Source organism: Halobacillus salinus, assembly GCF_004684905.1.
Taxonomy (GTDB): Bacteria; Bacillota; Bacilli; order Bacillales; family Halobacillaceae; genus Halobacillus; species Halobacillus salinus.
Genome location: NZ_SRJC01000011.1, coordinates 1,879 through 28,627, shown reverse-complemented (window position 1 = coordinate 28,627; position 26,749 = coordinate 1,879). Strand labels below are relative to the sequence as shown.

At 50.3% G+C, this 26,749-nt stretch carries 24 protein-coding genes and 1 riboswitch; of the genes, 7 read left to right on the top strand and 17 right to left on the bottom strand.

From position 1 onward, the window contains the following. Positions 1-15 precede the first annotated feature (15 nt). The 4 genes from E4663_RS19270 to E4663_RS19260 form a co-directional block, all read right to left on the bottom strand. Entirely contained in the window at positions 16-1,308 is a 1,293-nt protein-coding gene (locus tag E4663_RS19270) for an NCS2 family permease (protein ID WP_135328803.1), read from the bottom strand. A 67-nt stretch (positions 1,309-1,375) separates the two neighbouring features. Next, positions 1,376-1,476: riboswitch (purine riboswitch) on the bottom strand. A gap of 14 nt (positions 1,477-1,490) precedes the next feature. Beyond that, complete coding sequence (locus tag E4663_RS19885) at positions 1,491-1,664, bottom strand: hypothetical protein (RefSeq protein ID WP_158290544.1); 174 nt, start codon at positions 1,662-1,664, stop codon at positions 1,491-1,493. A gap of 83 nt (positions 1,665-1,747) precedes the next feature. After that, entirely contained in the window at positions 1,748-2,386 is a 639-nt protein-coding gene (locus tag E4663_RS19265) for a hypothetical protein (RefSeq protein WP_135328802.1), read from the bottom strand. A gap of 213 nt (positions 2,387-2,599) precedes the next feature. Then, a complete protein-coding gene (locus E4663_RS19260) occupies positions 2,600-3,349 on the bottom strand; it encodes a MurR/RpiR family transcriptional regulator (protein WP_135328810.1) in 750 nt (249 codons plus the stop codon). Positions 3,350-3,512: 163 nt separating this feature from the next. On the opposite strand from E4663_RS19260, the gene E4663_RS19255 reads away from it, so the two are divergent. The 5 genes from E4663_RS19255 to E4663_RS19235 all read left to right on the top strand — a co-directional run bounded on the left by E4663_RS19255 (position 3,513) and on the right by E4663_RS19235 (position 11,287). Then, positions 3,513-5,483 (top strand): fructose-specific PTS transporter subunit EIIC, encoded by a 1,971-nt coding sequence (locus tag E4663_RS19255; protein WP_135328801.1) that lies wholly within the window; start codon positions 3,513-3,515, stop codon positions 5,481-5,483. A gap of 64 nt (positions 5,484-5,547) precedes the next feature. After that, on the top strand, positions 5,548-8,202 hold the full coding sequence (locus E4663_RS19250; RefSeq protein WP_135328800.1) for a glycoside hydrolase family 38 N-terminal domain-containing protein: 2,655 nt from the start codon (positions 5,548-5,550) through the stop codon (positions 8,200-8,202). Next, positions 8,199-9,887 carry an alpha-amylase family glycosyl hydrolase gene (locus E4663_RS19245; RefSeq protein WP_135328799.1) on the top strand — a complete coding sequence of 563 codons (1,689 nt, stop codon included), beginning with the start codon at positions 8,199-8,201 and terminating at the stop codon, positions 9,885-9,887. Before E4663_RS19250 ends, E4663_RS19245 begins: the two co-directional genes overlap by 4 nt. 15 nt (positions 9,888-9,902) lie before the next feature. Continuing rightward, positions 9,903-11,054 carry a glycerate kinase family protein gene (locus tag E4663_RS19240; RefSeq protein WP_135328798.1) on the top strand — a complete coding sequence of 384 codons (1,152 nt, stop codon included), beginning with the start codon at positions 9,903-9,905 and terminating at the stop codon, positions 11,052-11,054. Positions 11,055-11,191: 137 nt separating this feature from the next. Beyond that, complete coding sequence (locus E4663_RS19235) at positions 11,192-11,287, top strand: putative holin-like toxin (protein WP_135328797.1); 96 nt, start codon at positions 11,192-11,194, stop codon at positions 11,285-11,287. A 202-nt stretch (positions 11,288-11,489) separates the two neighbouring features. Here the strand turns inward: E4663_RS19235 and E4663_RS19230 are convergent, their stop codons facing one another. From E4663_RS19230 to E4663_RS19215, 4 genes are all read right to left on the bottom strand, one after another. After that, positions 11,490-11,675, bottom strand: a complete 186-nt coding sequence (locus E4663_RS19230) for a hypothetical protein (protein WP_135328796.1) — start codon at positions 11,673-11,675, stop codon at positions 11,490-11,492. Positions 11,676-11,721: 46 nt separating this feature from the next. Beyond that, positions 11,722-12,003: a hypothetical protein gene (locus tag E4663_RS19225; RefSeq protein WP_079478741.1), complete on the bottom strand. Its 282-nt coding sequence runs from the start codon at positions 12,001-12,003 to the stop codon at positions 11,722-11,724. 176 nt (positions 12,004-12,179) lie between these two features. Continuing rightward, positions 12,180-12,707, bottom strand: coding sequence for a hypothetical protein (locus E4663_RS19220; protein ID WP_135328795.1), 528 nt, complete (start codon positions 12,705-12,707; stop codon positions 12,180-12,182). Between the two features lie 34 nt (positions 12,708-12,741). Continuing rightward, positions 12,742-13,494: a hypothetical protein gene (locus tag E4663_RS19215; RefSeq protein WP_135328794.1), complete on the bottom strand. Its 753-nt coding sequence runs from the start codon at positions 13,492-13,494 to the stop codon at positions 12,742-12,744. 270 nt (positions 13,495-13,764) lie between these two features. Between E4663_RS19215 and E4663_RS19210 the strand changes: the two genes are divergently transcribed. Continuing rightward, entirely contained in the window at positions 13,765-15,156 is a 1,392-nt protein-coding gene (locus tag E4663_RS19210) for a COG1361 family protein (RefSeq protein WP_135328793.1), read from the top strand. Between the two features lie 144 nt (positions 15,157-15,300). Here E4663_RS19210 and E4663_RS19205 read toward each other — a convergent pair whose 3' ends face one another. Continuing rightward, positions 15,301-15,711 (bottom strand): hypothetical protein, encoded by a 411-nt coding sequence (locus E4663_RS19205; protein WP_135328792.1) that lies wholly within the window; start codon positions 15,709-15,711, stop codon positions 15,301-15,303. Between the two features lie 20 nt (positions 15,712-15,731). Further along, positions 15,732-15,992, bottom strand: a complete 261-nt coding sequence (locus E4663_RS19200) for a hypothetical protein (RefSeq protein WP_135328791.1) — start codon at positions 15,990-15,992, stop codon at positions 15,732-15,734. A 189-nt stretch (positions 15,993-16,181) separates the two neighbouring features. On the opposite strand from E4663_RS19200, the gene E4663_RS19195 reads away from it, so the two are divergent. Continuing rightward, positions 16,182-16,550 (top strand): VOC family protein, encoded by a 369-nt coding sequence (locus tag E4663_RS19195; RefSeq protein ID WP_135328790.1) that lies wholly within the window; start codon positions 16,182-16,184, stop codon positions 16,548-16,550. 36 nt (positions 16,551-16,586) lie between these two features. Here the strand turns inward: E4663_RS19195 and E4663_RS19190 are convergent, their stop codons facing one another. From E4663_RS19190 to E4663_RS19160, 7 genes are all read right to left on the bottom strand, one after another. Further along, complete coding sequence (locus tag E4663_RS19190; protein ID WP_158290543.1) at positions 16,587-17,261, bottom strand: RibD family protein; 675 nt, start codon at positions 17,259-17,261, stop codon at positions 16,587-16,589. A 129-nt stretch (positions 17,262-17,390) separates the two neighbouring features. After that, entirely contained in the window at positions 17,391-18,482 is a 1,092-nt protein-coding gene (locus E4663_RS19185) for a hypothetical protein (RefSeq protein ID WP_135328788.1), read from the bottom strand. Positions 18,483-18,578: 96 nt separating this feature from the next. After that, positions 18,579-19,829, bottom strand: a complete 1,251-nt coding sequence (locus E4663_RS19180; protein ID WP_135328787.1) for a glycosyltransferase — start codon at positions 19,827-19,829, stop codon at positions 18,579-18,581. 105 nt (positions 19,830-19,934) lie between these two features. Beyond that, positions 19,935-20,531 (bottom strand): hypothetical protein, encoded by a 597-nt coding sequence (locus E4663_RS19175; protein ID WP_135328786.1) that lies wholly within the window; start codon positions 20,529-20,531, stop codon positions 19,935-19,937. A 185-nt stretch (positions 20,532-20,716) separates the two neighbouring features. Beyond that, the gene (locus tag E4663_RS19170; RefSeq protein WP_135328785.1) at positions 20,717-22,339 is read right to left on the bottom strand and encodes an FkbM family methyltransferase; all 1,623 of its coding nucleotides are present in this window, start codon (positions 22,337-22,339) and stop codon (positions 20,717-20,719) included. A gap of 121 nt (positions 22,340-22,460) precedes the next feature. After that, a complete protein-coding gene (locus tag E4663_RS19165) occupies positions 22,461-23,576 on the bottom strand; it encodes a glycosyltransferase (RefSeq protein ID WP_135328784.1) in 1,116 nt (371 codons plus the stop codon). A gap of 194 nt (positions 23,577-23,770) precedes the next feature. After that, positions 23,771-26,749: collagen-like protein (locus E4663_RS19160; RefSeq protein ID WP_206663503.1), on the bottom strand; the 2,979-nt coding region annotated here is incomplete at its 5' end.

The following is a 26,749-nucleotide window of genomic DNA, read 5'->3' as shown; positions in this document are numbered from 1 at the left end:
CCGGGTCTCCCTTTTTTATAAAAATACGAAATACATGATGAACAATCCACCGAGCGTGTACATGATCGGGTGGACCTGCTTCCATTCCCTCTTCGCGATCATCGCGAACGGATACAAAATGAATCCTAGTGCAATGCCCGTCGCGACACTGAACGTCAGCGGCATCATGATGACCGTGACGAACGCCGGTACGACGATTTCGAAGCGGCTCCAGTCGATCTCTTTTACCTCGGTCGCCATCAAGGCACCGACGATGATCAACGCTGGCGCGGTCACTTCCGGCGTGATGACACCTAGCACCGGCGAGAAGAACAGCGCGATGAAGAAGCACGCGGAAATCACGACACTCGTGAATCCGGTACGACCGCCAACGGCAACGCCGGCAGACGATTCGACGAACGATGCAGTCGTCGACGTTCCGAAGATCGCTCCGACCACACCGGATGTGGAGTCTGCAAGCAGCGCGCGTCCTGCATTCGGAATTTTATTATCCTTCATGATGCCAGCTTGGCTCGCGACCGCAATCAGCGCACCAGCCGTATCGAAGAACGCAACGAATAAGAATGTGAAAATGACAGCAAGAATCTCTGGTGTGAAAATGTCACCAAGGTGCTGGAACACGACGCCGAACGTCGGCTCAAGGCTCGGCACTTCCCCGACGACCGAATTCGGTACATCGACGAGTCCGAAGAACATGCCGACAATACTCGTCAATACGATCCCGTAGAAAATACCGCCTCGGATGCCGCGAACAAGCATCATCAGCGTCAGCACGAAGCCTAGCGCCGCAAGCGCTGTGCCCGGTGACGTCAGATCCCCGATCGAAACGAACGTCTCTTCATTTTTTACAACGAAGCCCGCGTTCTGTAGCCCGATGAACGCAATGAAAAAGCCGATTCCGCCCGCAATCGCGTGCTTCATGTCTTTCGGTATGACGTTGATGATTTTCTCCCGGATCTTGAGGAGACTCAAGATCATGAAGATGATGCCGGCAATGAAGACGCCTGTCAGCGCCACCTGCCATTCGATTCCCATGCCGATCACGACAGAAAAAGTAAAGAATGAGTTCAGCCCCATACTAGGAGCGATACCGACAGGGAAGTTCGCAAGCAAGCCGATCAGAAGCGATCCGACAATCGCGGACAGCGCCGTCGCCGTGAAGAGCGCGCCCTTGTCCATGCCCGCCTCACTCAGGATGATCGGATTGACGACCAATATATAAGCCATCGAAAGAAACGTCGTGACCCCGGCCAGCGTCTCTTTCTTGAAGTTCGTTTCCCGCTCGTTGAATTGGAAAAAGTTTCTCATGATGTCCCTCCTATAAACCATACAAAAAAGCACCGGCAAATCTACCGGTGCTTACATAAAGGGAAAGAAAACGATCGCTCTCCCTTGTAGACTAGCTATTTCCGGTAGCTGGTAGAAACGCTCAGGCCGTATCCCTGAACTTATACAAGGTGCTTCATATGGAATTCATACGGGGAATCATATCAGTCTACTGGAAGTGGGTCAATCGTTATAGAAAATGTTCGGGAATTCACTTTTTTCTGACAGGGACGCTGGTTGAGCAGGGCTTGGGTTTGATTGAGTTTAATTGGGGACGGTTCTCGTGTTTGGTCAAACACGAGAACCGTCCCCAAATCAAATGCCAATTCAAATGCCATTTGTGTCCGAGTCAGAAGCCCTAACGCGAGAACCGTCCCCAACACAAATCAAGCCCAACTCCAACTCAAATCAGGCATCCAACTCAAACAGTGACACCCGCCACAACACCCTTCAACTCCGCTTCCGTAAACGTCCCCTTCACACCAGGAACCTCCAGGAAGTAGTCGACAATCTCTTCATCCGAGAGCCTGACACCCTTCTTCAAGCCTCCGATGATCGTACTCAAATACTCGACCGATGGCTTGTTCACTTCGTCCGGCGCGATCGGCTCAGGGTTCGTGAACGTGAAGACCGGATAACCGTCTTCATCCCCGAGATAGATGATGTTGCCGTACCACGAATCCTGGACGACGTCTGACCCTTTTTCCATGATGGCATCGAGGTCCATGTCGAACGTGTCCAAGCCGTTTTCCTGCGCAGTGATGTCCATGAACTGCTCGCGGGTGACGAGGTACATGTTGCTGTACGTTCTGTACGACTCATCGCGAGTGGTGTCGATGAATCCGACGCCTCCTCCGTTCCAGCGTCCCGCTTCTTTTGCAAAATAGAGCTGATGGTTCATGACGAAAGGACGCTCATTCCTCGGCAGCGTCGCATCACGGCAGCCGCGCTCTGTATCATTCGACAACGCGGGCTTCCCGCCGCGGATGTAGCATAGGAACCGGTCGACGTTGATGTTCGATCCGAAACTTGCATACCAAACTAGATTCTGTTCCGTCATATACATTCTCCTCTATCTATGGAATCGATTCTATCAAGACTATATGAATGAAAGTCTAGTATAGATGGATTGGGGTGTGCAAGTTAAACTGTCGACCAAGTTTAATTGGGGACGGTTCTCGTGGCAAAACACGAGAACCGTCCCCAAATCAAATCAGGCCCAACTCAAATCAAACCCAGCTCAAATCAAGCTCAGACCCGAGCCCAAAGCACATCATTCATCCGCCACCAACTTCAACACATACTCAAATATCAAATCACACAACATCACAAGCGTCGAACGCGCCGACACATCATAGCCCACATACGTCACCTTCTGGACAGGCGCACTGACCCCATGCGTCGTCAGCTTCCGAAGCGTGCTGTCCGGGTCGTTCGTAACCGACACACTCGGCACGTTCAGATGACCTATTTTATCCGCGGCATTAAGCAGCGTCTCCGTCTCACCACTGGACGAAAGGAAGATGACCAAATCATCACGGCCGATCCAGTTGCTGATCAGGTCGATCATGTGCGATTCATAGATGTAGGTCGACGTCTGGTTCAGCTGCATCAACCGTTTACTTAAGTATTCGCCAGCCATCTTCGTAAGGCCGACAGACAGGATGACGATCCGGTTCGCACCCTTCATCAAGCCGGCTATCTCCTCCAGATCCTCATGTGCAATCGTTTCGAGACTGTTCGTAATATCCGTCACATACCGCTCGACCGGATTCTGATCGGTCGGCATGATCGTCGCGTCGATCGTTTTCAAAATATATTTCAACTCAGCGAAGCCGTCGAGTCCGAGCTTATGGCACATGCGGACGATCGTCGTCGTGCTGACGCTGTTCGCCTCGGCCATTTTCGTAAGCGGCATCGTCTTCGCCTGTTCGAGATGGTCTTCGATATAATATAAAACATGCTTTTCGGAATGTGTCAGTTCCGACAAGTGTCCGGAGAACTTCTCCATCACTTTTCCCATAAAGGCATACCCCTTCTCTACTAATCCATGTTCATTGTACTCCTTCACTTGTGAATGTACAAATGTACATTTCCTGTACAACCACAAGCCCGGAACCTATGATACAACTGTAATAGAGCAAGATGAAAACACTTACAAAAATTCAACAAGGCGGTGACTTGTAATGGAACTGAAGCAGATGACCCAACCGTCTCTCATCAGATACGACTTGCAGGAGACGAAGAAAGAAGACGTCATTTGGAAACTGACAGAAACCCTCTACGATCAAGGGTACCTGTCATCGAAAGAGGAATATTTTGAAACCGTTTTAGAACGCGAGCAGGTCTCCCCGACCGGTTTGGAAAAAGGCCTCGCCATCCCGCACGGAAAATCGGCAGCCGTCAAAAAGCCGGCCTTCGCCGTAGCCCGACTGGAGAAACCTGTTACGGAGTGGGAGAGCATCGACCCGAACAACGCAGTGGAACTCGTTTTCCTACTCGCAATTCCAGAAGGAGAATCTGGCTCGACCCACTTGAACCTGTTGTCGGAACTGAGCACTCGTTTGATGGACCAGGACTACTACCAGAACTTGATGGATGCGAAAAATCCACAAGAACTGATGACGGCACTCGATGCGACAAGTGAAAAAGCCGAAGACACCGGCGAATACACGAAAACGATCCTCGCCGTAACCGCTTGTGCTGCCGGCATCGCCCATACGTACATGGCAGCGGAAGCACTCGAACAAGCCGGCAAGAGAAAAGGCTACCGCGTCCTCACCGAAAAACAAGGAGCGAACGGTCTAGAAGATGAACATACGCAGCAAATGATCGACGAAGCGGACGCGATCATTTTCGCAACGGACATTTCTCCGAAAGGAAAAGAACGCTTCAAAGGACTGCCTTACGTCCAAGTCCGTGTCGCGGAACCGCTCGCGAAAGGTGAAGAATTGGTGGAACGCGTCCTGAACAACCCGGACGGTGTCGTCGAAGCGACCGAAGAATCCGCCGAGTCCTCTTCAAACGGAGGCGGAGCGAACAAGAAAACCGGCATTCTAGCCGAAATGGCACAAGCGATCCTGACCGGTATTTCCTACATGATTCCGGTAATCGTTGCCGCTGGTCTGATGATGGGAATTGCCAAACTCGGTGCCATCCCGTTCGGACTCGTCAACGAAATCAACGATATCTCTTATGCGACCCACAGCAATGAACTGTTTGTTATTCTGCACTACTTAGATAAATTCGGATTTTTGATCTTCCAGTTCATGTACCCGATCTTCGCCGCGTTCACAGCGTATGCGCTGGCTGACCGTGTCGGCATCGTCGCCGGTTTCATCGGTGGATTGTTCGCAGCAGGGATCCACTATCGCTTCTGGGGCATCGAAGACGGAATTCCATCCGGATTCTTCGGAGCATTAATTCTCGGACTCACTGCCGGTTACGTCGCCCGGTTCTTGAACAAGAAAATCAAGCTTGGCAAAAACTTATCAGCAATGAAGCCGATGCTGATCATCCCGGCTATCAGTGTATTATCGATTTTCTTCTTGAACTTTTACATCGTCGACCCTGTCTTCGGCGGATTGAACCTACTCTTGCGCAACACGATCGAAGCGTCGCAGGAATCTGGTGAAATCGTGCTATCGACGGTCATCGCTGCCGCTACGGCATTCGACCTTGGTGGACCGATCAACAAAGCAGCTGGTGCGATCAACATCGGACTTGCCGCCGATCAGATTTTCCCACTGACAGCACGAGTGCTTGCGATTGTCATTCCACCGATCGGACTCGGTCTTGCTACGGTGCTTGACCGCTACGTCGTTGGCCGTCGCGTATTCGACGCCAACTTGCGCGTCACAGGGAATACATCGATCCTGCTCGGCCTGATCGCCATCAGTGAAGGTGCGATTCCGTTCATGCTCCGCAACCCTCTGATCACGATTCCGATCAACATCGTCGGAGCCGTCATCGGTTCGGTCACAGCTGTCCTGCTCGGCGCGGTTCAGTGGTATCCACTGCCAGCCTTCTGGGGATGGCCGTTAGTCGAAAACGTCTGGGGTTATCTCATCGGCCTCGTCGTCGGTGCGATGTTCATCGCCCTTGCGAACATCTTCATCCGCTTCGCCCTCATCAAGCGCGGACGGATCACTATTTAAAAAAATGAACATTCCAGCATGCCTGTCCTTCAGGCATGCTGATGATATATTGGAGGATTTCATCATGAAGAAGAAACGTGTCTACGTCGTCCCGCATTCGCACTGGGACAGAGAATGGTACTTTACAATAGAAGATTCTAACCTTTTACTAGCAGAAAATATGGACCACTTGATCGACCTGCTTGAAACGAATGACAACTACCACGGCTACGTCTTCGATGCGCAAATGTCGATCGTCGATGAATATCTTAAGGTCCGCCCCGAAAACTACGACCGTCTGAAGCAGATGATCGAAGCGAAGCGCATCTACGTCGGGCCTTGGTACACCCAAGCTGATTCTCTGCTCGTCCACAAAGAATCGCTGCTCCGTAACCTATTGTACGGCGTGAAAGGTACAGAAAAGATGGGCCACTCGATGAACATCGGCTACCTGCCGGACATCTTCGGTCAAAATACGTACCTCCCGTCCCTTTTCAAAGGATTCGGCATCGACTACGCCATCCTCCAACGCGGCATTTACACTGACCAGCTCGACGGCAACGTGAACTTCACTTGGAAGTCCCCGGACGGCGAATCGGTCAAAGCGAACGTGATGCCGATGGGATACGGCCCAGGTAAATTCCTGAGCGCAGAAGACGACTTTTATGAAGAAAAACTGATCCCAATGTTGCAAAAACTTGCGAATCTGAACAAGGACACCGACAACCTGCTCCTCCCATCCGGCGGGGACCAAGTTTTCGTACGCCAGCACTTCCCGGAAACAATTGAAAAACTGAACGAAAAAGACGACGAGCACGAATACCTCCTATCCGATTACGAACAGTTCATGGAAGATACGTGGAGCGAAAACAACTTCCCGAACGTGATCGAAGGCGAACTGATCGCAACCGAACGATCACGCATCCACAACACGATCCGCTCCCAGCGTTACGACATCAAAAAGTGGAACGCGATCGTCGAGCATAAACTGATCAACCAACTCGAACCGCTCGCGGTCATCGGTCAATCGCTCGGACTCAAGTACCCGCAGGCGCGACTCGATGAAATGTGGAAGAACCTGTTCGACGTCCACGCCCACGACTCGATCGGCGGCTGCAACTCGGACGATACGAACGAAGACATCATGAAACGTCTCGAAAAAATCGTCCGCCAGGCAGACGGACTGATGAACTTGATCAAACGCCAGTTGACGCACGCGATTTCCAACCAGTCAGAGCAAGATAACATCACCGTCCTGTTCAACACACACGCCAAACCATACCTTGGCACAGTCGAAACCGTCCTTTTCACCAATGAAAAAGACCTCCAGATCAAGAACTTAGATGGCGAAGCGCTCGATTTCACGATCACGAACCAGGAGTACTTGAGCGGCGGCAAGAAAATCGTCGTGACAGCAGAAGGCGATAAAGAAGTGGAGATTCCAGGTTACTACCGCTCCGAGATTCTGATCGAATCGGCGGCGATTCCTGCCCTTGGCTACACGACATTGCAAGTAACAAAAGGCGGCGACGTAGACCAGCTCACCCCTGAGAACGATACCATCATTGAAAACGACACGTACAAACTGGAAGTAACCGAAGGCACCCTGATTCTTACCGAAAAAGCATCCGGAACGACGGCCGCTGACTTCCTACAGTTCGAAGACACCGCCGATGCCGGGGACTCGTACGACTACTCCCCGTTGCCTGGAGACGAGCCGATCATATTGAATCAGTTCGAACTCATCAGCGTGGAAAAATCCAAGCACGTCGAACGGATGACGATCGAGCATACGAAGCAACTTCCTGCTGACTTGGATCAACGGTTGAACCCGTCCAAGCAGAAAAGCTTCACGATACAAACGACCTTTGAAATGCGCCGCAGCGAAGACACGGTCCGCGTCCAGCATCACATCGACAACGATGTGCATGACCACCGCGTCCGCGCCTTGATCCAAACACCGGTCGAAAAGCCACAGCAATCGTTTGGAGACCAGGGTTACAGCCTGATTCAACGTCCCGTGGAAAATCCGCGCATGGCGAACTGGAAGGAAAACGGCTACAAAGAAGCGCCCGTACCGATTTACACCGTCGAACAATTCGCCGGAGTCGAAGATAAGAAAAACCACTTGTCTATTTTCACAAAAGGCCTGAAAGAATACGAAGTGTTGAAGGAATCCGGCAAGTTCGCGCTCACGCTCTTCCGCAGTGTCGGACTGCTCGGCCGCGACGACTTGGCATGGCGCCCAGGACGTGCTTCCGGCATCAACAACAAAGTCGTCACGACACCGGATGCGCAAATGACCGGTAAGATGACGTTCGATTACGCGATTCACATGAAGGGCGGCGCAGTCGAAGCTTCTAATCTGTTCGACCTGGTCGATCGCTACAACGAACGCTACGTAACGTATCAGAACCAGAGCTTGAACACGTTCGAAGAGCGACTCGATCGTTTCGAAATTCCGTATCCGATCGAAAAGCTGCCAGCCGATTACTCGCTAGCTGCACTAGAAAATAAAGACCTGTTCATCAGCTCGATCAAAAAAGCCCACGACGACGGCAGTGTCATCGTGCGCCTTTACAATCCGGCAGACAACGAGGTCACCGGAACGATTACGAGCGATCAGCTGACGGACATGGCTACGACCGACTTGTCGGAAAACCCGCTTGAAAAAGTCGAAATCATCACCATTCCAGCCTACGGATATCAAACGATCAAACTGAGAGGAGCATCACGATGAGCACGCTACTGAACCAGATCGAATCGCACTTGAAAGACATCTACAAAGACGATTTTCAACCTGAATACACCGAGCAGTTCCGGGCGTTCTTGGAGCACTGGTCCAGCCAAGACTGGACGGCTCCCGCTCCCCTCACGGAAAAGAACGTTTACTTGATCACGTACGGGGATAGCGTCTACCAGGAAGGCAAAGCGACGCTACCGATCCTGCACCGCTTTTTGAAAGAAGAAGTCGGCGAGACGATCACCGACGTCCACCTGCTTCCGATGTTCCCGTACACATCCGATGACGGCTTCTCGGTGACCGACTACCGGAAAATAGACCCGGCGCTCGGTACGTGGGAGGACATCAACACCTTTTCGAAAGACTTCCGGATGATGTTCGATTTCGTCGCAAACCACATCTCGCAGTTGAGCGATTGGTTCCAGCGCTACTTGAACGACGATCCTGCATTCAGCGAATTCTTCATCCCGAAAGACGAGAACTTCGATACGAGTCAAGTCGTCCGGCCGCGTACCTCGCCCCTTTTCCACGAGTACGAAGGGAACAACGGGACGAAGACGGCATGGACGACGTTCAGTGAAGACCAGGTCGACATCAACTTCAAGCACTTCCCGGCCCTGCTTGAGATTACGAACATCCTGATGGAATACGCGCAACAGGGCGGGAAGAGCATCCGTCTCGATGCGATCGGCTTCATTTGGAAAAAGTCCGGCACGACGTGCATCCACCTTCCCGAAGCGCACGCGATCATCCAGCTTTGGCAGACGATTATGAGCCACTACCAGCCGAACGCACAGATCATCACGGAAACGAACGTGCCGCACCAAGAAAACATCAGCTACTTCGGCAACGGCACGAACGAAGCGAACATGGTCTACCAGTTCACGCTGCCGCCGCTCGTCCTACACAGCTTCACAACACATGACGCGACGAAGCTGACCGACTGGGCGAAGACGATCGACAAGGTGTCTGATACGGCGACGTACTTCAACTTTCTCGCGAGCCACGACGGCATCGGCATGCGCCCGACCGAAGGCATTTTGACCGAAGAGGAAAAACAGACCCTCGTCGAAAAAGTGAAAGCGAACGGCGGCGAAGTGTCCTATAAGAGCAACCCGGACGGCAGCCAGTCGGTTTATGAGCTGAACATCAACTACTCTGAAGCGCTCGTCAACCAGAAAGAGGATACGACCGAAGAAGACGTCATCGCAAAAATGCTCGCCGCCCACTCGATTCTCTTGTCCGTGATCGGTATTCCGGCGATTTATTACCACTCCCTGCTCGGTTCGAAAAATGATCGCAAAGGATTGGAAGCGTCCGGCATCAACCGTCGCATCAACCGGGAAAAGTTAGAGTACGACAAGATCAACCACGAATTGAAAAACGACCCACGCCGCAAGGGGATCTTTGAAGGCATGCAGCGCATGATCGACATTCGAAAAGAAGAAAGTGCCTTCTCGCCTTATGCCAAGCAGCAGGTGGTCGAGCTGGACGAGCGCGTATTCGCGCTGACACGATATAATGAAGAAACAAACGAACGACTCTTTTTCGCTGTGAACACATCGAAACAAGAGGTGACGATATCTCTTCCCGAAGCAGGGTACAATCTGTTTAATGAAGAAAAAGTGGAAGAAGACGTGACGCTCGGAGCCTACGACTTCATCTGGGTCCGAGCAGAGTAAAGGAAGGTGTGCCAGATGAACGTACTGATCGCTCCCGATTCATTCAAAGGATCCCTGTCCGCCGAAGAAGTCGGACAAGCCGCTGCGAGCGGCATTGATAAAGCGGATCCCTCAGCCAAGACGACCGTTGTACCGATGGCAGACGGTGGCGAAGGCTCGATCGATGCCCTCCGCCCCGTTTTGACAAACGAAATCCCGCTCACCATTACCGGACCTTCCGGCAAACCGGTCGAGACGAGCTACGCCATCATCGAAAACGACGGTACTGCGACCGCATTCATCGAGTGCGCGCGCAGTACCGGGCTGACGCTGATCGAAGATTCCGAGCGCGACCCTTTTCAACTGAATTCCTACGGGCTCGGTGAACAGATCCGCCATGCCGCAGAGCAAGGCTACCGCCAGATCACCGTTTCCCTTGGCGGCAGCGCCACGACCGATGGCGGAACCGGCATGCTGCAAGCGCTCGGATATCGATTTTTTGATAAAAAAGACGAGATGTTGAGCACTGGAACGAACCCACTCGGGCACATTGCCTCGGTGGATGATTCGGAAAAAGTTTCGGCACTCGATGACTGCCAGATAACAGTTGCCTGCGACGTGACGAACCCGTTCCACGGAACGAACGGCGCCGCGCACATTTACGGCCCGCAAAAAGGCGCGACGCCTGATCAAGTGCACGAGCTCGACCATGGCTTGGAGCAGTTCGCGGATATCATCGAAACCAAATACGGCGTCGACTTGCAGCAGATTCCTGGCGCCGGAGCAGCCGGCGGCCTCGGCGGAGCACTCGCCGGTGTATTAGGTGCAACGCTTGAGCCTGGTTTCGACATCATTGCGGAATTGACGGGACTCGAAGAGAAAATAAAAGAAGCGGATGTGGTGCTGACAGGAGAAGGCAGCCTCGATACGCAGTCTTCTCAAGGAAAAGTGCCCATGAGCGTCGGCAAAATGGCGAAAGCACACGGCAAACCGGTCATCGCTATCGCCGGAAAAGTCGACGCCGACGACTTCCACTCCACCCTCGATGCCGCGTTCTCCATTCAACGAGGTCCTGGATCACTGGAAGAGGCGCTCGATCCGGAGAATGCCCGTGAAAACATCACTTATACGGTAGAGCAAATTATGAGGGTTTTTGTTGGGGACGGTTCTCGCGTTAGGGAATTTTAAACGGGGACGGTTCTCAAACAAAAAAACACCCGCATCATTATACAAATTTTTGCAGGTACTCTATGCTACAATGAATAAGAATGGTGTCTTTTAGGGAAGGTCTTCGGCAGAACCCCTGACAGAAAGGGGGTATGCCGGTGGGCTTATACGAAGTACTGATGGTCATGTTCGCATTCGGTACGTTTCTGATCGCTCTGTTGACGTTGGTCATTAAAATGATCAATAAAAAATAGACCTCCCTATTAACCGTCCAAAGTTGTGTGGGTAAGGTCTATTCTGTATGAAGAAGCCGAAGGCCCCTCGGGGACACTCATTCGACCGGGTCACAGTTCGCAGCTGTGGCCCTTTCTTAGTTTACGATCATCTTTGTTTTATTATAACAAAACGGGGTCCTGTAATCCATGAAAACGTGGGGACGGTTCTCGTGTTTGGTGCCTAATCCAGCATCCGCTTCTTTCGCTCTTGTGCTGCACTATGGTACACACTTATTTCAAAAGCGAAAAAAGCCAGAAACACACCAGCCCCAAATGGTGCCGGAACATCCAACATCCTTAAAACGAGAAAAGAAAGTAAAAGTACGATCGCTCCGACTGCAACATGACGTTTCCAATACTTCCTCATCAACTGCCTCCTTGATTTTAAACATGAGAACCGTCCCCAACAAAAATCACATCATAGCTACTACCACAATGAGAGCAACATTTACGACGAGAAACAGCGAGCTACAAATAATCAAGATCATCTTCGGAACCATTTTCTTCAGTTTTATCGCAAGAATGATGCTGATCAGTGCATACACTCCTGGCAAGCAAACGGCAATCGGCCCCGTGAGCCCGAAAGCTATGAGCGAGAAAGGATTGGTTTGCGTGTCCCCGAATGACGAATACATGAATGGAAAGATGCTTAGTCCAGAAAAGATGGCGGATAATATCAAATAGATAAATTGCACAGATGTCACCCTTTCTCATAAATTCTCTGTTAAAGATACGAGCTGGAGGAGGGATAGGTTTCATAAATTATTCCATTTGGGGACGGTTCTCCTGTTTGGTTCGACCTAACGCGAGAACCGTCCCCAACGCAAATGCCCAACGCAAATGCACTACTCAAATGCACTACTCAAACCGCTTATCGCACAATCGTCCACAACTCCCCGCGGTCCGGCACATTCTTATTCCATCGGAAACCGAGTGCGTACGACTCGCCCTCCTCAATCAACTGATACTCATTAAAGGTGACGGACAACCTCTGGTCCGCCAACAAAATATAATAGCGGTCCTCTTCCCTGACTTTCTGTTCCACTTCAAACGTGCCGTATGTCGTGACATCCCCCGTTTGATAAACGAACACAGCGCCCATGGCGACAAGCGAAGCCATAACCATCGTCGCCTTTCCTTTCGCCAACCACGTCCACTTCTCCTTCCTCCCGCTCTTCCGATACCTGGAGAAAAGAGTCCAGTAGTTGATCAGTAACAGCGGGAGAGCAACCACAACAGCTGCAAACAAACCATATAATAGTTCAAAAATCGGAAACGCCGCCCTATCCACTGCTTCCAACCGGAGTAGCTGTGTAACGATGAATCCGATGTACAACGTCACCAGCACAGCTTTTAGCGCACGTTTCTGTGATATGTATAAAGTGTTTCCTTCCGGCAAAATAAGGCCTCCTTTCTGGTGGGGACGGTTTAAATCAACGCGGCGTCCCTTCACCACCCGCATCCTGCAGCTGCATCGAATTACGCTTCACCTTGTAGGTCATGAAATTTTCACGCTCGACACCCGTCGCTTCATCTCGCCACTTCTCCGTCAGCATGACGAGAAACGTTTCTCTGCCGATATTTTCGACAGAGGTAGTCCGCTCGACCACAAGCCCTTCTTCGGTGGTCGTCTCCGTTCCAGCAACATCGGGAAACGCAGCAGCACGTGTATCTTCTCCTCCAGTCGCTTTTTCAATCGCATCTTCTGCTTTGAACGAGGGCTCTGGCGGAGAGGTCCACTGGACGATGGCAGAGGAGCTGATGACGAGTACAACCGGAACGATCAGCAACGCACTGACTACAGCTTTACTGTTCTTTTTCCACAACAGCCACCGATCGGCAAGCGCATAGAAAACCGCACACAAAAACCCTGCCAACGCAAATTCCACCGCCGGGAATACGAGTCCGTTCAACAATCCGAACGCACCGTGCAGCAGTACAAAGACCGGCCACGATAAGGGTTTGAAGCGCCGTTCGAACCATTCGATCGTGACCGACACGAAGTTCCCGAACACTAATATGATCGCACCTATGTATATAAAATAGATCAACGTCCAGCTGAGCAAGGTTTCGCCTTGGTTGTATTCATTTACACCGAAACCCCCATACGTGAACAAGCCGAAACACAGACTGGCGAGCATCGTTACGGAGAGCGTCGCCACAAGCTTCCTCATAACGGTCTGCATATACTTGCTCCTTTCTATTTTTCCTATGACCAGAATATCATGAAGCAGACATTTTTTGGGTGGGTTTCATTTAATTCGGGGACGGTTCTCGTGTTCGAGCAAACACGAAAACCGTCCCCGAATTAAACGCAAATCGAATTACGTCCAAGCACAAGAACCAAGCCCACCTACTCCGTGCGCACATTTTACATCTATTATAGTTACTAGTTTAGACAACCCTCCCCGAACAAACATAGATTATATTATTCTATGTTAAAAGGAGAGAATATTATGGCAGATATTTGCCAAGGTTGCGATTGTACACCATATGAAAATGTGTGTGCCTGTCCAACCAATGCAGGAATCACCGTCACTCAGCCCGCTTGCCAGACCTTGCCTGACGGGAGTATCACAGGAAACCCTTGCTTCCGGCCCTCACCCGAAAACCGTTCCTACTGGTCTTACAAATTCAACACCGATAACACGCAGTCCACTAGAGCCATCAGCGGAATCGTTATCCCGATTTGTCAGAACATCGTCTTAGACAACATCATTGTAGAAGAAAAGATCGACGGGTGTGGATCATTTGAAGAGGTACCATTCACTCTATCTATGACAGACCCCAACTTCGGTCCGGCACCTGCTGGCTACCAATGGGTAAAAATCGAAACAAACGAGCGTTATGGAAAAGCGGTCGCAGTAGAATACCGATTAGAGATTGTCGGAAACTTCCCGGTAGGAACTCAAGCAATCAAAGTGAAAGCTGCAACGAACATTTTGACGTTCTCTTGTCAAGGATGCTTCCTCGTTCCACAATGTCCGGAACCAGCTCAATTAAACGTCAACCTTACGTGTGAAGAAGTTTTTGCTGATAACCGTGCGACGCTTAACTATCGATTGGATATTACGAACACAGGGGGTACTCCAGTCACTTCAGCACAATTGACCGACACTATCACCTTCAACCCGAACATCACGTTAGGTCCAATCACGATCAGCGATCCTACTTTGATGATCAACCGCACTGTGCCAGGAAGAATCGTCATTTCCGGAAACCTTGGAACAATCGATCCTGGAGAGGAGATCACCATCACCTACTCGATTCCAGTCGTAAGTGTTACTGGACCTGGTGAATATTTATTCGAAAATAACGCAACTGTTGTAGGGACGAATTCACAAGCAAGCGACTTCTGTGAACTGAACGTAGACGTTGTTCAATTAGCTGCAGACAAATGCTGTAGCACAGACGGAGCAAGAATCCTGTACCGTATCGACGTCTTTAACACGCCGAACTCCCCTGAGTCCGTCGTCAGTTTGTTCGATGTCCTGACGATTCCACAAGGGCTGACGGTCCAACTGAATTCTACTGGAGGATGTGAAGCTAGATTCCCAGACGGCACAGAAGTACCTCTCAACACAGATATCGTAGGACCAAGAACTATTGAAATCCGTTGTAATGACATTCCGATCCAACCTAGCAGCACCATCCACCGTGATATCTCACTCACCATCGTGGCATCTACTACGCTTTCCGCAACAATAAACAACACATTCCAATCCGTCACCCTAGAAACAGACAACCAAATCGACCTCGGCACACTCAACCTACCATTCAGCGTCGACACCGACTACGAAGTAAACATCACCTGCTCCTCCCCATGCCTCATTCGACCTGAATTCTAGTAAACACGGGGACGGTTCTCCTGTTTGGATTTTTATCCGAACAGCGCGAACCGTCCTTTTTTTATATAAAAAAGGGCCCCTCGAATAGAAAAGACACCCTCGACATACTTTATACAACGCTCTCAAGTTGCCGATAACGCTTTGTCACCTCAACCTCCAACCCGTGCACTTCACTGAACGCCTGCAGCAGATCATACGGGTGATGCGACCGCAGCACGACAAGCCGGACATCAGACCAAGCTTTCTCTTGATGATAGCCGCCTTCTCGTTCACTCCGCTCCGGAAAAACTTGATCCGCTCAATCTCTTCTGGTTTGACTTCCTTTTCTACAAAAATATGATGCCGGAACGAGATCCTGTATATCAGCACAGTCGGTTCAATCTGTAACGAAAAACGGAGCAATGAAATAAGGATAGCCACGGACAGCACAACCCCTGTCGCCAGGCCCATCATCACCATCGAGTCCGCAATCATTCCACCGAGCATAACCCAAAGGAAAGAACCGATGATCGTCAAATTTCTAATCAAATGCTTCGGATGAATCTCGTATTGCACATGCACCCCTCCAGTCTATGTTACGCCGTCTGTCCCATCCCCGAGACCATAACGACCAACAGAATGATGAATCCTGCTATCACCGATACGGAGAGCGACAGAATCGGAACCGCTTTTCCCTTCATCCGTACCAAACCGAAGGTCGCCGTCACGCCTCCTAACAGGAGAAACACTCCAGAGAACATACCTCCGAAACCACGTCCGCCATCCATGATCAAATAAAAGTTCAACACACCGATCAGGTTGAACAGCACCGAACTATAAGTAAACAGCTTCCCCATTCTTCTCACCACATTTCCCTTTTTATGTAAAATTGTAACATCCTCAAGAGATTGGCGCATCTATATGATTTAGGTTGGGGACGGTTCTCGTGTTTGGCTAACACGAGAACCGTCCCCAACTAAAAAACCAAGCAGGACTTCCACAACCCATAGCGAATAAACCAAAGACACTACAAAAGGAGGAAAAACATGAGCGATCCACTTTTCACCGGCATCCACTACTTCCGAATTCCTGTCACAGACCTCAACGAGTCCGTAACCTGGTATTCCGAATGCTTACAGTTCAAGTTGAAGTTCAACCGAGGCGACTTAGCCCTTTTCGAAATCGGGGACGGCTCGCTACTCGTTTTAGTTGAGGCAGACACCGACTCCCGAGGGCATTTTACAAAAGACGGACAAGCCGAGTTTTCCGTTGGATTCACTACACCGGATATCGAAAGGCTCTACGATCACTTAGTCAGCAATGATGTACGGGTGGAGGCGATTCAGGAAGATGATGGGCATCAGTTCTTTCATTTCTATGATCCGACAGGCAACAAACTCCAGGTACATAACTAAGAGGAGACGAAAAAGGGCGACAGACGTCGCCTTTTCTCATTTCTTCACTTCATAATGAAGCCAAACCGATCCTTCCCCGACCGGCTTCATCGTCTTCAACTCAAGCTCCGTCGCACCCTTCCAATCCTTCAAATCCTCCGCGTCAAAAATCGAAGGTGTCGTCCTACCGCCGATAGCCAAAGGCGCGAACACGATGCTGACTTCATCGATCAGCCCCTGTCTCAAGAAAGCACCGTTGATCGTGCCGCCACCCGTCAGCCCGAGCCTTCTATACCCGAGTTCATGCAGTTTATGTAAGGCGAGCGGTAAGTCGATGTGATCCCTCGTGCCTGCGGTGATGTAGGCGATCCCCTTTTCCTCGAGTTGCTGGATGTATTCTCCGGACAAATCCTCTTTCGTTACGACAAGCAACCCTTCCGTCTGATACCAATTCATGCGACCTCTGCCGTCGAAGACGATATACGCATTCGATTTCTCCGGTTCATAAATCGGTTCCTCCAACTCGACGCTGTTATTCCCCCAGACGATCAGACTCTCGCTTCCTGAAATCAACCCGTCACAATCCAGTTCGTCATACAGTCGGTGCGTCGCTTCATGTGCACCTCCGCCAATGCCTGCCGCCGTCCATTCCGCCACATCCCTGTTCGGAGCTGTGGTAATACGTCCGTCGACGGACGAGAAAACGTTCAAAACCACTCTCGGTTTCTCCAATCTGCATCCCTCCTCTACTCTATAGTAATCCATCCTAGAAAAAAATGTCAGGTCGAATTTAAATTGGGGACGGTTCTCGCGTTTGGCTAACACGAGAACCGTCCCCAACTCAATTCCCAACTCAATTGCTCACTCAATATACCCGCCATAGCTGATTTCGCCACGCTGGAATTGGTTCCATTCCTCTTTGAACATTTTTTCGTCCAACGGACCCTCGACTTCGACGTTCTGATGCATTCCTTCGCCTTTTACATCTTCCAAAATACCGAAATTCACCACTGATTTCCGGCCCATCTTCTCTTTCGTCCACTGCATCACTTGAATCAGGTCTTCTTCAACCTTTTCATGTCCCGGTGAAAAGCCTGCTGACTCATACTTCAACCACACCATCGCGTCGATACACTTGCCCTGTCCATCGACTTCATAGCATTCGATCCATCTACGCTCTTCGTAAGGGAAGTCCGTTGGTGCTGCAGCCACTCGACCGCCGAGGGAGGCAACTTTTTCTTCCAACTGCCTTTCCAACCTCCAGCTCAACACACGCGGATTCTCTTTCGCCACTTCCCTCAGCAAATCACTCCGGTTCTCTACATCCTCGACATTCTTGACCTCATGACGGACCAAGTAATCTTCCTCCTCGAACTCCTCTGCCGGCAGCCCCATCACCATCAGATCCGTCAGCTCGACATCGTGCTCCCGCGCCCAGCGGATCAGCTCCATCCAGTCGTCCAACCGTTCGTCCGACACGTCATAAAGACTCAACCTTTCGCCTTCCATGACATTGATGCGATACCCGTCATCCGAATAGTCGAGATAACTGCTGAATTCCGGTTCCTCGATTTTCGAAAACCCCATCGCTTCGATTTCCGCGATATCATCCTCGATTTTTTGAAACTCGTGATAAGCATCTACGCCTCTTTCATACTCATCGCTTTCCACCTTCGTCTTGAACGTGCCCTCGACTTCGACCCAGAATTCAACATCCGGATTCTCTTTCAGCGCTACTTTGTGGGACGCGCCCATCCCTTTAGGGTTACTGCCTTGATAGACCATTTCGATTTGTTTATCATATTTATCCTGCATATACGCATTCACATACTCTTCTTCCGTGGTGGTGAACGCAATGTAAAACCACAGCACGCCCCAGATGATTGCACCGATGATGATCAGAACCGGCAGTCCGATGACCAGCCCGATGATGTGCCCTTCTTTCAGTTCCACTTCGCCTTCACAACCTCTCTATGAGTTTAATCGGGGACGGTTCTCGTGTTAGGCAAACACGAGAACCGTCCCCAACTCAAATCCTCCATCCAAAAGCTAAATCAAACGCTCCAAATACGACACTGCCGCAGCAAGGCCGTCTTCTTTTTCGATTTTCGCCTTCGCTTCCTGCGCTTGCCGGATCAATCGTTCATCCTCCATCGCACGGAATACAGTGGCTAAATCGGAATCGGAAGCCTCCTTCTCCCGCAGAGGCTTCGGCGTGATTCCTTTTTGATATAACCGGTGCGCCCAGAATGGCTGGTCGACGTTGAACGGCATCACGAGCTGTGGCACGCCACTGAACAGCGCTTCGGCCATTGTCCCGACGCCTCCGTGGTGGACGATGCCTTTTGCACGTTGGAATAATAGTCGATGCGGTGCTTTCTCGACAGCCAGGATTCCTTCACTTTCATTGAATTCCAATCCGCTTGTACCTGTTAATATCACAGCACGATCCCCTGTTTTTTCAAGCGACCGCAACAGCTTTTCTTTAAAGGCGACCGGATCCTTCAAAGGCATGGAACTGAACGAGATAACGACCGGCTTTTTCCCTTTTTGCAAAAAGGATTCCAGTTCCTCATCCAGCTGTTCATCCTCGATATCCAGGTAGAAGAATCCAGTGAGAAAAACACGGTCGTTCCAGCTCGTCACGTCCTCGAACAGATACGGACTGATTGGATAGACAATCGGAATATCCCGTCCATCCACTTCATACGTTAGCGTCCCAGCTTTCCGCTTTGGCAGGGAGAGTGACGTATTACGGAAGTCGTTGATCTCTTTCATGAACGGTTTCTCCGTGAACGGAACCACCTTATAAGTCAACCTGTTAAAAAAAGGACCGAGATTGCGCTCGGCCGCAACTGCAAGATTCGGAAATTCCGTAATCGGATACATGATCGGAACAGGCGGCATACATACACATGGAATCCCAAGGAACGAAGCGATATCAACCGCTCCGAGTGCCTTCGGATGATAAATGATCAAATCTGCGCCACGAGACGCTTCTAGAAAATCATCCATACTCTTCCGATACGCCGGTGCCACGACTTGTTTCGAGTATTTCATCATCTGAAACACCTTACGCGCTCCACCGTTGAAGACTTCTCTTCCTTCTTCACTCTCTAACAATTCCATCAGATCCGCTGTCGCAGGATAAAACGCAATCCCATTTGATTCGATAAACCTCTTGAACGTCTCACCAGTGCAAATGCTGACTTCATGTCCATTTTTCAACAGCGCTTTCCCCAGCGCTACGTAGGGCTGTACATCTCCTCTGCTTCCTAGCGTCACTATCGATACCTTCATATCCACACCGCCTTCATTTGTTTACGAGACTTTTGGTTGGGCGCATTTTTTGTCGGGGACGGTTCTCGTGTTAGCCAAACACGAGAACCGTCCCCACTCAAACACCTACTCAAACAAAAGCCCCTTATCAGCCAAACTCGATTCAATCTCCTCTTTATATGGAACCTCGTCCCCTACTGAGAACCGCCAGTCCTGCCTTAGGAGGAATGCTTCCCTTTGCATTTCTTCTTTCCGTTCGAGCATGTCTTCCAGCGACCGCTCAGCCGGGCTTTCATCGCTTTTGGCGAGCTGATTCAAGTAATGTCTCTGAAACTCTTTTTCCGTACATTCATTTACCTTCATAAAATGCTTTTTCAACTTCCGCATGACGAACTCTCGCACTCTTCTATCTTGTATTCTCAGAACAGCGTGGTGGAAGTGTTTCAGATCATGGCATAGTTTGCACAAGGATTGTATCTCCTCCAAGATCAGCACAAACTGCTCTTCATCATACTCCCACACTTCATGTGCATGAAGGCTTGTCTCATCTCCACCGCCACAGATTTCGCACTGGAACCCATTCTCCTCATGGACAAGTTGCCGAACTGCGTTCCACAGCTTGCGGGGAATAGCGTCCCGGACCGTTCTATCCTGCGCATAAACAGGTTTACGGATTTCGATTGTCAATTTGAGTTGGGGACGGTTCTCGTGTTCGTCAAACATCAGAACAGTCCCCAACTAAACCCCAAACTAAATCAGAACCAACTCTAGATACTAGCACGCCAAATCTAAATCTATTATTCATAGAACGAGCCCCTTTCCTTGAGATAATAATAACAAAAATTCGGGGACGGTTCTCGCGTTTGGCTAACACGAGAACCGTCCCCGATAAAAATCCCGATTACAATTTATCTACGGTGTATAAATAAGGTCGTAGGTGTAGCGTTGAACTGTCTATCAGATTGGTATCCAATGTTTTTCAGATATTTTGCGATTTGGTTATGGTGCTCTGGTGTTGTTGTTTCAATGTATAATAAAGGGCAATGCTTCTTTAAGGTGGCTTCAGCGCCTTGCAATACATCAAGCTCCATTCCCTCTACATCAACTTTCATGACGTCGACCCTGTGCAAATCAGCAAGCAAATGATCGATTGTTTCAATATGAATCAAGCCCTCGTCATCTCTGTTAAGCTTACTCATGCCCAAATTCTGATCAGAAAAGCTTTCCAACGACGCCTTCCCTGATTCCTTTCCTAATCCCATGTTCCATACCATCGTTCGGTCTTCTACTTGATTCAATTGGAGATTCTTTTTCAACAAATCAAAGGACTCCCGATTTGGTTCAATCGAATAGACTTGACTATCACAATGCTTCGCGAAGAACACAGAATGATTCCCAATGTAGGCTCCGACATCTATAATGACACTATTAGCTGGTACCCGGTGCTCTATATCTGCGAGCATTGCCTCTTCATAGAACTTCTGTCCGTGAGCAAGTATTCTTTGAATATGATCATTTTGATTTGGTAGAAAGAACTTGCACTGCGCTCCTTTATAATATACAGGATACACATGATGCTGATTCATCTCTTTTTTTACTAAGGCGCGTATCTTGTGCATTTGAACGTCGAATGCATAGTTATCCTGAACGAAACCTCTGTAAGCATGGGAGTCATAGCTACCTTTAGTGACCATATCAATCAACTCATCGATCGAACTCCATACAAATTCCTCGGAGTAGATAGATTTGGCACCTACAAAATTATGGACAAGTGGTTTTATTCCTTTAGCCATAGCTTCCATCACCGATAAATGCTGACTTTCTAATACACTTGAGCTAAGCAGATAATGCTTATCCTCTAGCCACCTGTCAATATCCTGCTGCCATCCTTCTATAAATACACTTTTCTCTAGACCCAACTCCTTGATCATTTGGTTGAAATAGAGATAATACCGTGGTTCTTGGAAGGTACCAGCAATGTATAATTCGTACCGAGAATCCTTTTTATGAATGGCATGAAAAGCATGAAGTAACAGCATTGGTCCTTTTTTGAAATTGATATAACCTACATGGGCAATCTTGAACCCTTCAGTCCTCTCTTTAAAAGCATGCTTCTCCATTTTAATCCCGTTCGGAATGACAACCGTTTGTTCCCGGAGGAGACCAGGCGTATGGGTAACCGCATATTGCCGTATGTGCTCTGCAACAAAAATGACTTGGTCCACCACTTTCCAGTTCACTCTTCTCACATAGTTGGTGAAAACCTCGTAACTGTGAATGCGGCAAATCACCTTTTTATGTTTAGCAATAGCTAGTTGACTTCCATGAATAAGAAGCTCATCACACCACTCAAACCAACACAAATCTGCATCGTTCATATGAGTTTCTATATCCTTCAGATTGGTCGTTACATATACCGTCCGAACAGCATAAGAAACCGAGAGCTCACCTACAATGTCTTTCAGGAAATTATCAAGACCCGGCTTCACAAAGAACACTAGTTTCTTTTTCTCTCCTGACTCGCTCTTCACCCACGCACCACCCCTCTATAATCGGAAAGGATAAATCCGTGAGATTCATTTGTCTCTCATGGATTTATCCTTTCAAGTCATCTGGATTGGACGAATTCACTTCAGGTCAAGAAGGATCAACTCATTCCGAAGGTTCATCATTTTGTTGTCCGGTTTCTTGGCTCAGTCCCAACTTTTTCTCTAGAAGCTCCCGGTTGTAAAGTACTCTTTCGTCTTGTGGTCGATATTCTCTTGCCTTCTCATTATGCTCATAAGCTTTCTCAAATTCGGCAATTCTGTAGTAGCAGACACATAATTGTAGATGTGGGTACCATGTAGAATAAGCGGGGTACGTGAAGCTCCATTTATTCGGATCATTTTCGATTTTAGTCGCCAGTTCATACCAATAAATCGCAGGTTTGTACTCGCCTTTCCTTTGAAAGTTGTATCCTACTCTGCTGCACATCTCCGGCCGAGGTGTCTTAGAAAAACGTAAAGACTCAAACAACGATGCCAGTTCCATTTCTGTATTCTCTATGAATCGATAGCAGTCCGCACGGTTGATGCACGCATAGACCTTATCTTCAATCCAGCCTTCTTTATGTTCAATATTTTTCGTATAGCTCTCAACGGCCTTTTCATGATGCCCATTTTCTCTCAGTTCGTTCCCATAGTAAAAATAATCACGAGGACTGAACACGTCTCCTCTTTCAATCTTCGTATCGTAGATAGACAAGTTCCTTCCTACTGCATGACGCGTTTTCTTGTGAGTAATCGCTACATCTGAATTAATTACGTATCCATACACATTCAAATAGTTGTGTACATCCCCGCCCCACTGAAAATTTTTACTCGTTTTAACTAAGCGATTTCTCCTGTACTGAAGAGTGACATTTCCGAATTCATCCGTACCGGCATTATAATACATCGAAACAGAATCGACCGAAGGGTCAAGGTTTTCTTTCAACTCCTTGAATTTCTTCCGATCTTCTTCCAAAATTACATCATCAGCATCCAAATAAAGGGTGTAATCTTTGGTCGCATATTTGAAGGCCTCGTTCCTGGCATCTGCGAATCTCCCCGTCCATTCGAAGAAAAAGACCCGATCCGTGTATCCCTTGGCAATCTCAACAGTCCGATCCTCCGACCCCGTATCCACTATATTGATTTCATCCACTAGATCCTTCACAGAATCCAAGCAGCGAGCCAGCACCTCTTCTTCATTTTTCACAATCATGCAAAGGCTGATCGTAACCATCTCATCTCCCCTTTGAAAGTTATCGCCTGAATCAACTTAATCACCTAACATTTGTATGAAAAGGAAGAGACACGTAGACCTAATAAAAGTAGGACAAGTGTAGTTTTCATATTTGAACAATCTATCTACGTCCATACTCTTCACCTTCCTCTTCATCAAAAAAAGCGGCACTCCCTAAGAGTGCCGCTTTCAAGCTAAAACTGAATAATATTCATATTTCTATTAAGCACGGACAAGGATGTGATATTCGAAGTTGCCGTAACAACCGCTCGTAGCTCATAAGTGTTAAGCCCGACAACCGGTCCCGTATCAACGAAAGTATCGGCAACCGCAAAGCGTTGGGTACCTGCACCTGACCCTACTGTGTTTATTGTTCTTGTTGCAATAAGAGTTCCATTACGATACAACCTAAACACAAAAGTCACGCTATAGTTAGCTGTGTTTACAAACTCCACCCCGGCAGCATAGTCAATCTTCATTCTATCGCCTGCTTCCGCTGTTACTGCAATAGTGTTTGAGACTACTTCTGTATTGAGAGGAGGAAAAACGCCAATGGTAGCAGTGTTTTGATTCTGATACAAAACCGATCCAGACCCGGTTGCTCCAGCAGGCCCCGTAGGTCCTGTCGCTCCTGTTGGGCCTGTTGCTCCCGTTACACCTGTTGGACCAGTTGGCCCTGTCGCTCCGGTTGCTCCCGTGGCTCCCGTGGCTCCAGTGGCTCCCGTTGCTCCGGTTGCTCCCGTTACTCCTGTCGCACCAGTTGCTCCCGTTGCTCCAGTTACTCCAGTGGCTCCTGTTACTCCAGTGGCTCCGGTTGCTCCAGTGGCTCCGGTTGCTCCGGTCACTCCAGTGGCTCCAGTTACTCCTGTGGCTCCGGTTGCTCCGGTCACTCCAGTGGCTCCCGTTGCTCCGGTCACTCCAGTGGCTCCGGTTACTCCACTAGGTCCTGTCGGTCCGGTGGCTCCGGTTACTCCAGTCGCTCCCGTTACTCCAGTTGTTCCGGTTGCTCCCGTTACACCTGTTGGACCAGTTGGCCCCGTCGCTCCAGTGGCTCCTGTTACTCCTGTTGCACCAGTTACTCCTGTGGCTCCGGTGGCTCCTGTAGCTCCTGTTATTCCTGTTGCACCAGTTACTCCAGTGGCTCCAGTCGCTCCTGTGGCTCCGGTCACTCCGGTTGCACCAGTTACTCCTGTGGCTCCAGTCACTCCTGTTGCTCCGGTAGCTCCAGTTGCACCAGTTACTCCTGTTGCTCCAGTTGCTCCAGTTGCACCAGTAGCCCCAGTTACTCCTGTGGCTCCAGTCACTCCTGTTGCTCCAGTTGCTCCGGTTACCCCAGTTGCACCAGTAGCCCCAGTTACTCCTGTTGCTCCAGTTGCTCCAGTTGCTCCAGTGGCTCCAGTTACTCCAGTCGCTCCGGTTACTCCACTAGGTCCTGTCGGTCCGGTGGCTCCTGTTGCTCCGGTTGCTCCAGTGGCTCCTGTTGCTCCGGTTGCTCCAGTGGCTCCGGTTGCTCCGGTTGCTCCGGTCACTCCAGTGGCTCCAGTTACTCCAGTGGCTCCTGTTGCTCCCGTTACTCCTGTCGCACCAGTTGCTCCCGTTGCTCCATTGGCTCCGGTTGCTCCAGTGGCTCCTGTTGCTCCGGTCACTCCAGTGGCTCCTGTGACACCAGTTGCTCCGGTTACTCCTGTTGCTCCGGTCACTCCAGTGGCTCCTGTGACACCAGTTGCTCCGGTTACTCCGGTTGCTCCGGTTACTCCGGTTGCTCCTGTCGCTCCAGTTACTCCAGTCGCTCCGGTGGCTCCTGTTACTCCTGTCGCTCCGGTGGCTCCTGTTACTCCTGTCGCTCCAGTTACTCCAGTCGCTCCGGTTACTCCACTAGGTCCTGTCGGTCCGGTGGCTCCGGTTACTCCAGTCGCTCCCGTTACTCCAGTTGTTCCGGTGGCTCCCGTTACACCTGTTGGACCAGTTGGCCCCGTCGCTCCCGTTGATCCTGTTACTCCTGTTACTCCTGTTGCACCAGTTACTCCAGTGGCTCCGGTGGCTCCTGTGACACCGGTGGCTCCAGTTGCTCCGGTTGCTCCGGTCACTCCAGTGGCTCCGGTGGCTCCCGTTACTCCTGTCGCACCAGTTGCTCCCGTTGCTCCAGTGGCTCCAATTGCTCCTGTTGCTCCAGTGGCTCCTGTTGCTCCGGTCACTCCAGTGGCTCCTGTGACACCAGTTGCTCCTGTTACTCCTGTTGCACCAGTCGCTCCGGTTACTCCGGTTGCTCCTGTCGCTCCAGTTACTCCAGTCGCTCCGGTGGCTCCAGTTACTCCAGTCGCTCCGGTGGCTCCAGTTACTCCAGTCGCTCCGGTGGCTCCTGTTACTCCTGTTGCACCAGTTACTCCAGTGGCTCCTGTCGCTCCAGTTACTCCGGTCACTCCTGTTGCTCCTGTGACCCCGGTTGCTCCAGTGGCTCCTGTCGCTCCAGTTACTCCGGTCACTCCTGTTGCTCCTGTGACCCCGGTAGCTCCTGTTGCTCCGGTAGCTCCAGTGGCTCCAGTTACTCCAGTGGCTCCTGTGATCCCAGTTGCTCCCGTTACTCCAGTGGCTCCGGTTGCTCCGGTCACTCCAGTGGCTCCGGTTACTCCACTAGGTCCTGTCGGTCCGGTGGCTCCTGTTACTCCTGTTGCACCAGTTACTCCAGTGGCTCCGGTGGCTCCTGTAGCTCCTGTTATTCCTGTTGCACCAGTTACTCCAGTGGCTCCAGTCGCTCCAGTGGCTCCGGTCACTCCGGTTGCACCAGTTGCTCCAGTTGCACCAGTAGCCCCAGTTACTCCTGTTGCTCCAGTCACTCCTGTTGCTCCAGTTGCTCCGGTTACCCCAGTTGCACCAGTAGCCCCAGTTACTCCTGTTGCTCCAGTTGCTCCAGTGGCTCCAGTGGCTCCAGTGGCTCCAGTTACTCCAGTCGCTCCGGTTACTCCACTAGGTCCTGTCGGTCCGGTGGCTCCTGTTGCTCCGGTTGCTCCAGTGGCTCCTGTTGCTCCGGTTGCTCCATTGGCTCCGGTTGCTCCAGTGGCTCCTGTTGCTCCGGTCACTCCAGTGGCTCCTGTGACACCAGTTGCTCCGGTTACTCCTGTTGCTCCGGTCACTCCAGTGGCTCCTGTGACACCAGTTGCTCCGGTTACTCCTGT